At 64.5% G+C, this 6,765-nt stretch carries 6 protein-coding genes and 1 pseudogene; 2 read left to right on the top strand and 5 right to left on the bottom strand.

The genetic code is table 11. The annotated features are described in order from the left end of the window. From kdsA to tpiA, 5 genes are all read right to left on the bottom strand, one after another. On the bottom strand, positions 1 to 702 hold a 702-nt coding region (gene kdsA, locus MOV75_RS22600; protein WP_247006640.1), incomplete at its 3' end, for a 3-deoxy-8-phosphooctulonate synthase. Between the two features lie 118 nt (positions 703 to 820). Further along, positions 821 to 1,147, bottom strand: a complete 327-nt coding sequence (locus tag MOV75_RS22595) for an NIPSNAP family protein (protein ID WP_028136196.1) — start codon at positions 1,145 to 1,147, stop codon at positions 821 to 823. An 82-nt stretch (positions 1,148 to 1,229) separates the two neighbouring features. Then, positions 1,230 to 2,861: a CTP synthase gene (locus tag MOV75_RS22590; protein WP_246929318.1), complete on the bottom strand. Its 1,632-nt coding sequence runs from the start codon at positions 2,859 to 2,861 to the stop codon at positions 1,230 to 1,232. 166 nt (positions 2,862 to 3,027) lie between these two features. Further along, a complete protein-coding gene (secG, locus tag MOV75_RS22585) occupies positions 3,028 to 3,414 on the bottom strand; it encodes a preprotein translocase subunit SecG (protein WP_246929325.1) in 387 nt (128 codons plus the stop codon). Positions 3,415 to 3,554: 140 nt separating this feature from the next. Continuing rightward, the gene (tpiA, locus tag MOV75_RS22580) at positions 3,555 to 4,310 is read right to left on the bottom strand and encodes a triose-phosphate isomerase (protein WP_246929327.1); all 756 of its coding nucleotides are present in this window, start codon (positions 4,308 to 4,310) and stop codon (positions 3,555 to 3,557) included. 221 nt (positions 4,311 to 4,531) lie between these two features. Here tpiA and MOV75_RS22575 point away from each other — a divergent pair, with 221 nt between their 5' ends. Next, entirely contained in the window at positions 4,532 to 6,430 is a 1,899-nt protein-coding gene (locus MOV75_RS22575; RefSeq protein ID WP_246929333.1) for a SurA N-terminal domain-containing protein, read from the top strand. A 14-nt stretch (positions 6,431 to 6,444) separates the two neighbouring features. Beyond that, positions 6,445 to 6,765: pseudogene (locus tag MOV75_RS22570) on the top strand (anthranilate phosphoribosyltransferase); the annotation flags it as partial.

The raw sequence follows: 6,765 nt of genomic DNA, 5'->3' as shown, positions 1-6,765 counted from the left end.
CGCAACGGCCGCGCGTGCCAGCACCGGCACGAATTCGCGCTCGCCGCCCGAGGACGTCCCCTTCCCGCCCGGCTGCTGCACCGAATGGGTGGCATCGAAGATGACAGGCGCGCCGGTGGTGCGCGCCAGGATCGGCAGCGCGCGCATATCGGAGACCAGCGTGTTGTAGCCGAAAGACGCCCCGCGCTCGGTGACGAGCACGTTGGGATTATCGGCACTCGTGATCTTCGTGACGACATTCGCCATGTCCCACGGCGCCAGGAACTGGCCCTTCTTGACGTTGACGACCTTACCGGTCGCAGCGGCAGCGAGCAGGAGATCAGTCTGCCGGCACAGGAAGGCCGGGATCTGCAGGATATCAACCGCCTGCGCCACCTCGGCGCACTGCGTGGCATCGTGCACGTCGGTCAGGACCGGCAGACCGAGCGAGGAGCGGATTTCGGCGAAAATCGGCAGCGACTGCGCGAGGCCCAGCCCGCGCGCCGCCGACGCGCTGGTGCGGTTGGCCTTGTCGAAGGAGGTCTTGTAGACGAGGCCGATGTTCAGCCGCGCGGCGATCTCCTTCAGCGCTGTGGCCACCTCCAGCGCATGCTGGCGGCTTTCGAGCTGGCACGGCCCGGCAATGATCGCGATCGGCAGATCATTGCCGAATTTGACCGTGCCAATGGTGACGACCGGCGCCGCTGAATGCGAAGAGCTCAAGGCCAATCCCTCGTTTCGGCGCGACCATAGCCGCCATGGGGGTCGGATCAACCCCATTCGGCCCGGGCCGTTCGAATATCAGGGTTGCGCCCAGAGTTCCCCGCTGCGGCAAGGATCGCTACTTGACCGCCGAGAAGGCAGTCGGCGTCAGGATCTGGCTGACGATGTTACCGACGATCTGGCCGTCGGCCTCGCTCTCGGCGCGCGCCTTCATCCAGTCCGGATCGGTCATGAACGCGCCCCACTTCTTCTCGCGCTCGGCGAGCGAGTCCCACGCCAGGAAATAGGTCAGCTCCTGGTTGGATTCACCGATCAAGGTCGTGAAGAACCCGGCCTGCTTGATGCCGTGCTTCTCCCAGATCTTCAGCGTGGCGGTCTCGAACCGCTTCAAGAGCGCCGGCAGCCGGCCGGGCACACAGCGATAGACGCGCATTTCGTAGATCATCGGAGTTCACTCCCTGCATTGTTGTTCTTGCGGCAAGGAGTTGTCGCAACAAACCGAGCGATCGTCAAAGGCGGAGAAAGCACTACACCAGCCGGCTCTGCACCATCGCCGCCTGAATGAACGATGCGAACAACGGATGCGGCTCAAAAGGCCGCGACTTCAGTTCGGGGTGGAACTGGACGCCGATGAACCAGGGATGATCCTCGTACTCGACGATCTCAGGCAGCACGCCGTCGGGCGACAGGCCTGAGAATTTCAGGCCGTGCTGCTCTAGGCGGTCTTTGTAGGCGGTGTTGACCTCATAGCGGTGGCGGTGGCGCTCGGAGATCTCGGTGGCGCCGCCATAGACCTGCGAGACGCGGCTGCCGCGGTTCAATGCCGCGGGATAAGCGCCAAGCCGCATCGTGCCGCCGAGATCGCCGGCCTGCGAGCGCTTCTCGAGCTCGTTGCCGCGCAGCCATTCCGTCATCAGGCCGACCAGAGGCTCCTTGGTGGGACCGAACTCGGTGGAGTTGGCGTCCTCGATGCCGACGAGATTCCGCGCCGCCTCGATCACCGCCATCTGCATGCCGAAGCAGATGCCGAAATACGGCACGTCGCGCTCACGCGCGAACTGCGCCGCACGGATCTTGCCTTCGGCGCCGCGCTGGCCGAATCCGCCCGGCACCAAAATGCCGTTGACGTGCTCGAGGAACGGCGCCGGATCTTCCTTCTCGAAGATCTCGCTCTCGATCCAGTCGAGATTGACCTTCACCTTGTTGGCGATGCCGCCATGCGAGAGCGCCTCGATCAGCGACTTATACGCATCCTTCATGCCGGTATATTTGCCGACGATCGCGATGGTGACGTCGCCCTCGGGATTGCGGATGCGCTCGTTGATCTGCTGCCAGCTCTTGAGCACCGGCGGGATTCGCGATCCGATGCCGAAGGCGGCAAGCACTTCATCGTCGAGGCCCGCCGCGTGATAGGCCTCGGGCACGGCATAGATGCTGTCGGCGTCGCGCGCCTCGATCACGGCGCTTTCACGCACGTTACAGAACAGCCCCAGCTTGCGCCGCTCTTCCTTCGGAATCTCGCGGTCGGTGCGGCAGAGCAGGATGTCCGGCTGGATGCCGATCGAGCGCAGCTCTTTCACCGAATGCTGCGTCGGCTTGGTCTTCAATTCACCGGCGCTCGGAATGTAAGGCAGCAGCGTGAGGTGAATGTAGATGGCGTGATCGCGCGGCAGCTCGTTCTTGAGCTGGCGGATCGCCTCGAAGAACGGCAGGCCCTCGATGTCGCCGACGGTGCCGCCGATCTCGACCAGCACGAAATCGTAATCGTCATTGCCGGAGAGGACGAATTCCTTGATGGCGTTGGTGACGTGCGGAACCACCTGGATGGTCGCGCCGAGATAATCGCCGCGGCGCTCCTTGGAGATGATGTCCTGGTAGATGCGCCCCGTGGTGATGTTGTCCTGCTTGGTCGCAGGCCGGCCCGTGAAGCGCTCGTAGTGACCGAGATCGAGATCGGTCTCCGCGCCGTCATCGGTCACGAACACTTCGCCGTGCTGATACGGCGACATCGTTCCGGGATCGAGGTTGAGATAGGGGTCGAGCTTGCGGAGGCGGACCTTGTAGCCCCGGGCCTGCAACAGCGCACCGAGTGCCGCTGAAGCCAGACCCTTGCCGAGCGAAGAAACCACGCCGCCGGTGATGAATATGTACCGCGCCATGGGACTTAACCTCTAATCCCTCGAATTCGATTCGCCAAAGCGATTCGTATTCCGCCCCAAAGATTCTGCGGGCCTGTGGGTGAGCCAAAACTAAGAGTGGTGACAGTGCCTTGATGGAGATTTTTGATGCAGGACGGTAGCAGCCGCCCTGCATGGCCCCCCTGCTTTATTGCGAGCGCGGCACCTGCGGGCCGCTCGGGGCCGGGGCCTGCTGCTGCTCGTCGGCCTTCTTCAGCGAATCCAGGATGCCGCCCGAGGTCGGCGGCGCGATCGGCGATCCGCCGCCCGGCTGGGTCTGCGAGGCCGGCGTGCCAATGATCGATGACGGCGCACGGCTGTAGCCCGCGTGCCATGACAGGAACATGCTGGTGAGGAAGAAGCCTGCAGCCAAAATTCCGGTGGTCCGCGTCAAAAGGTTCGCGGTGCCGCGGCTCGACATGAAGCCCGCGCCCCCGCCCATGCCGAGGCCGCCGCCTTCCGACTTCTGGAGCAGGACGGCGCCGATCATGACGGCGACGATCATGAGGTGGATGACGATGACAACAGTCTGCATAGTGCCCTTCCGTCACAAGCGGGCGGCGCCTGACGGCGGCCGATCGCGCTTCGCGGGTTTTCCTGAAGTTGCGCGGTGTTACACGATCGGAGGGGGTATTGCCACCCCCGATCAGGTCCGGATCCGTGCTTTGGGGTTAGCTAGGGGCAGCCCTTCGCGATCGCAAGGAAATCGGCCGCTTTCAGGCTGGCACCGCCGACCAGAGCGCCATTGACGTTCTTGACCGCCATCAGCTCGGCCGCATTCGAGGGCTTGACCGAACCGCCATACAGAATGCGCATTCTGGCACCGTCGGCCTTGAACCGCGAGGTCAGGAGCTCCCGGATAAATCCATGAATTTGCTCAACATCCTGGGCTGTTGGGGTCAGGCCGGTGCCAATCGCCCAGACCGGCTCATAGGCCACGATGAGATTCGCAGCGGTCGAGCCATCAGGCAGCGAGCCGGCGAGCTGCCCGCGCAGAATGTCCAGGGTCTGACCGGCGTCGCGCTGGGCTTGCGTCTCACCGACGCAGACGATCGCCGTCGCCCCGGCGCGCCAGGCGGCTTCGACCTTCTGGCGGATCAGGGCATCGCCCTCGCCGTGATCGGCACGCCGCTCGGAATGGCCGACGATGATTGCGGTTGCGCCCGCATCCACGAGCATTTCGGCGGCAATATCGCCGGTGTGCGCGCCGGAGGCCTTGGGATGGCAGTCCTGGGCTCCTACTGCGACCTTCTTGCCCGCCGCCTTCCCGGCGAAGGCCGCTACCAGGGTCACGGGCGGGCAGACCAACAGGTCAGCCTTGGCGGCCACCTCTGCCGCGCCATTGAGCATGGCGTCGAATTCGGCAATCGAGCCCTTCAGGCCGTTCATTTTCCAGTTGCCGGCGATCAGCGGTCGGATGGCATCGGTCATATTAACTTCCAGCAAGATGAGGGTTGTGCATGCGCTAGCAGAGGACCTGCCGCAGTTCCAGAGACCAAAGCTCTTTAACGGCTTCGCGAGGCCGCATGGGCCGAGGTTGCGGGGGGAAAGCCACCACTTTATGATGATTGATCAATTTGGTGAGGCGCTTTTGCTGAATCTGCATTAAGACGCGCTCCCGTTCCCCTTCCTGCTCAAACAAGTTGGACCAAATGCTTCGAGGAATGCGCAAGGCCTCATCAAACTGGCTCGGCAAGACCATTATGGCCGTGGTGATGGGCGTGTTGATCGTCAGTTTCGGCATTTGGGGCATCGCCGACATCTTCAAAGGATTCGGACAGTCCACGGTGGCCAAGATCGGCAGCACCGAGATTTCGCTGAACGAGTTCCGCCAGATCTACACGGACCGCCTGCAACAGATCAGCCGCCAGTTCGGCCGTCCGCTGACGCCCGATCAGGCGCGTGCCTTCGGCCTCGACCGCCAGGTGCTGCAGCAGACGATCGCGGAGGCCGCCCTCGACGAGGAGGCGCGCCGGCTCGGGCTCGGTCAGTCGGACGAGCAGATCCGCCAGCTCATCATGAACGATCCCAACTTCAAGGGCGTCGGCGGCAATTTCGATGCGAACCGCTTCCAGGCCGTGATCCGCAATTTCGGCTATACCGAGCAGCGTTACGTTGCCGAACAGCGCAAGGTGTCGCTGCGCCGGCAGATCACCGGCACGATCGGTGCCGGCCTCGAGCCGCCGAAGACCATGCTCGACGTGCTGACGCGCTTTCAGAACGAGCAGCGCGCCATCGAGTTCGTCAAGCTCGACGCCGCCCAGGCAGGCCAGATCGACGCGCCCTCACCCGAGACGCTCGCCGCCTATTTCGAGGATCACAAGGTCCAGTTCCGCGCGCCCGAATATCGCAAGATCGCCTTCGTCGCGGTCTCGCCGGAGGAGATCGGCAAGTGGACCGAGGTGTCGGACGAGGACGCCAAGAAAATGTTCGAGCAGCGCAAGGACCGGCTCGGCACGCCGGAGAAGCGCCAAATCCAGCAGATCGTGTTTCCGAACGTCGCCGACGCGCAGGCCGCACGCGAGCGCCTCGTCGGCGGAATGTCGTTCGAGGACCTCGGCAAGGAGCGCGGGCTAAGCGCCTCCGACGTCGACCTCGGGCTCGTGACCAAGTCTTCGCTCGCTGCCGCAGTCGGCGATGCCGCCTTCGCGCTTCCCGTCGGCGAGATCAGCCAACCGATCCAGGGCGGGCTTGGCGTCGCGATCGTCAAGGTCGACAAGATCGAGCCGGGCAAAGAGGCGGACTACGCCAGCCTTGCCGGCGACATCAAGCGCGAGATCGCCACCGAGCGCGCGCGCGTCAAGGTCGCCGATCTCCGCGACAAGATGGAAGACGAGCGTGGCGGCGGCTCCAGCGTGATCGACGCGGCGCAGAAGCTCGGCCTCACCGCCGTGACCATCGACGCCGTCGACCGCTCCGGACGCGCCCCGAACGGCCAGCCGCTCGCCAACATTCCGCAAGGCCTCGACGTGGTGTCGCAGGCCTTCAACACCGATGTCGGCGTCGACAACGACTCGATCTCGTTCAAGGGCGGCTATGTCTGGTACGACGTGCTCGCCATCACGCCCTCGCGCGACCGCAATCTCGACGAGGTCCGCGACCAGGTCGAGGCGCGCTGGCGCCAGGACCAGATCGCGGCCAAGCTCAAGGCCAAGGCGACCGAGATGGTGCAGAAGCTCGAAGCGGGCGGCAAGCTCGCTGATGAAGCGGCATCGATCGGCGCCAAGGTCGAGACCGCGACCGGCTTCAAGCGCGACGATTCTCCCGCTGGCGTGCCCGCGGCCGTGGTGTCGGCCGCCTTCCGCACCGCCAAGGACGGCGTCGGACAGACGGCTGTCAGCGGCGGCGGCGAAGTGGTCGTCTTCCGCGTCACCGACATCGTCGATCCCACAGTCGACGCCGCCTCCGACGCGTTCAAGAAGCTGAAGGAGAGCCTCGACCGCGCCCAGACCGAGGAGCAGGTCGCTTCCTATGTCAACAGGCTTGAAACCGACATCGGGACCACCATTAATCAGGCCGCCTTCGCGCAGGTGACCGGCGCGAACCAGTGAGTTGAAAGCACGCGATGGACGACCTGAAATCGATCATTGGAAAAGTGGCGACCGGCGCCAGCCTGTCGCGTGACGAGGCCGCTTCCGCCTTCGACGCCATGATGTCCGGCGAGGCCACGCCCTCGCAGATGGGTGGCCTGTTGATGGCGCTGCGGGTGCGCGGTGAGACCGTGGACGAGATCACCGGCGCGGTTACGGCGATGCGTTCCAAGATGCTGACCGTGACGGCGCCGCCTGACGCCGTCGACATCGTCGGCACCGGCGGCGACGGCTCCGGCTCGGGCAATGTCTCGACCTGCGCCTCCTTCATCGTCTCGGGCGCCGGCCTGCCGGTG

Origin of the sequence: Bradyrhizobium sp. PRIMUS42 (assembly GCF_023006515.1) — a bacterium.
Classification (GTDB): Bacteria; Pseudomonadota; Alphaproteobacteria; order Rhizobiales; family Xanthobacteraceae; genus Bradyrhizobium.
This window is presented reverse-complemented; position numbering and strand designations above follow the sequence as displayed.

Excerpts from the sequence above, each read along its gene's own strand:
- MOV75_RS22595 (WP_028136196.1), bottom strand. The coding sequence starts at position 1,147 with ATGATCTACGAAATGCGCGTCTATCGCTGTGTGCCCGGCCGGCTGCCG.
- tpiA (WP_246929327.1), bottom strand. The coding sequence starts at position 4,310 with ATGACCGATGCCATCCGACCGCTGATCGCCGGCAACTGGAAAATGAAC.
- secG (WP_246929325.1), bottom strand. The coding sequence starts at position 3,414 with ATGCAGACTGTTGTCATCGTCATCCACCTCATGATCGTCGCCGTCATG.
- MOV75_RS22590 (WP_246929318.1), bottom strand. The coding sequence starts at position 2,861 with ATGGCGCGGTACATATTCATCACCGGCGGCGTGGTTTCTTCGCTCGGC.
- MOV75_RS22575 (WP_246929333.1), top strand. The coding sequence starts at position 4,532 with ATGCTTCGAGGAATGCGCAAGGCCTCATCAAACTGGCTCGGCAAGACC.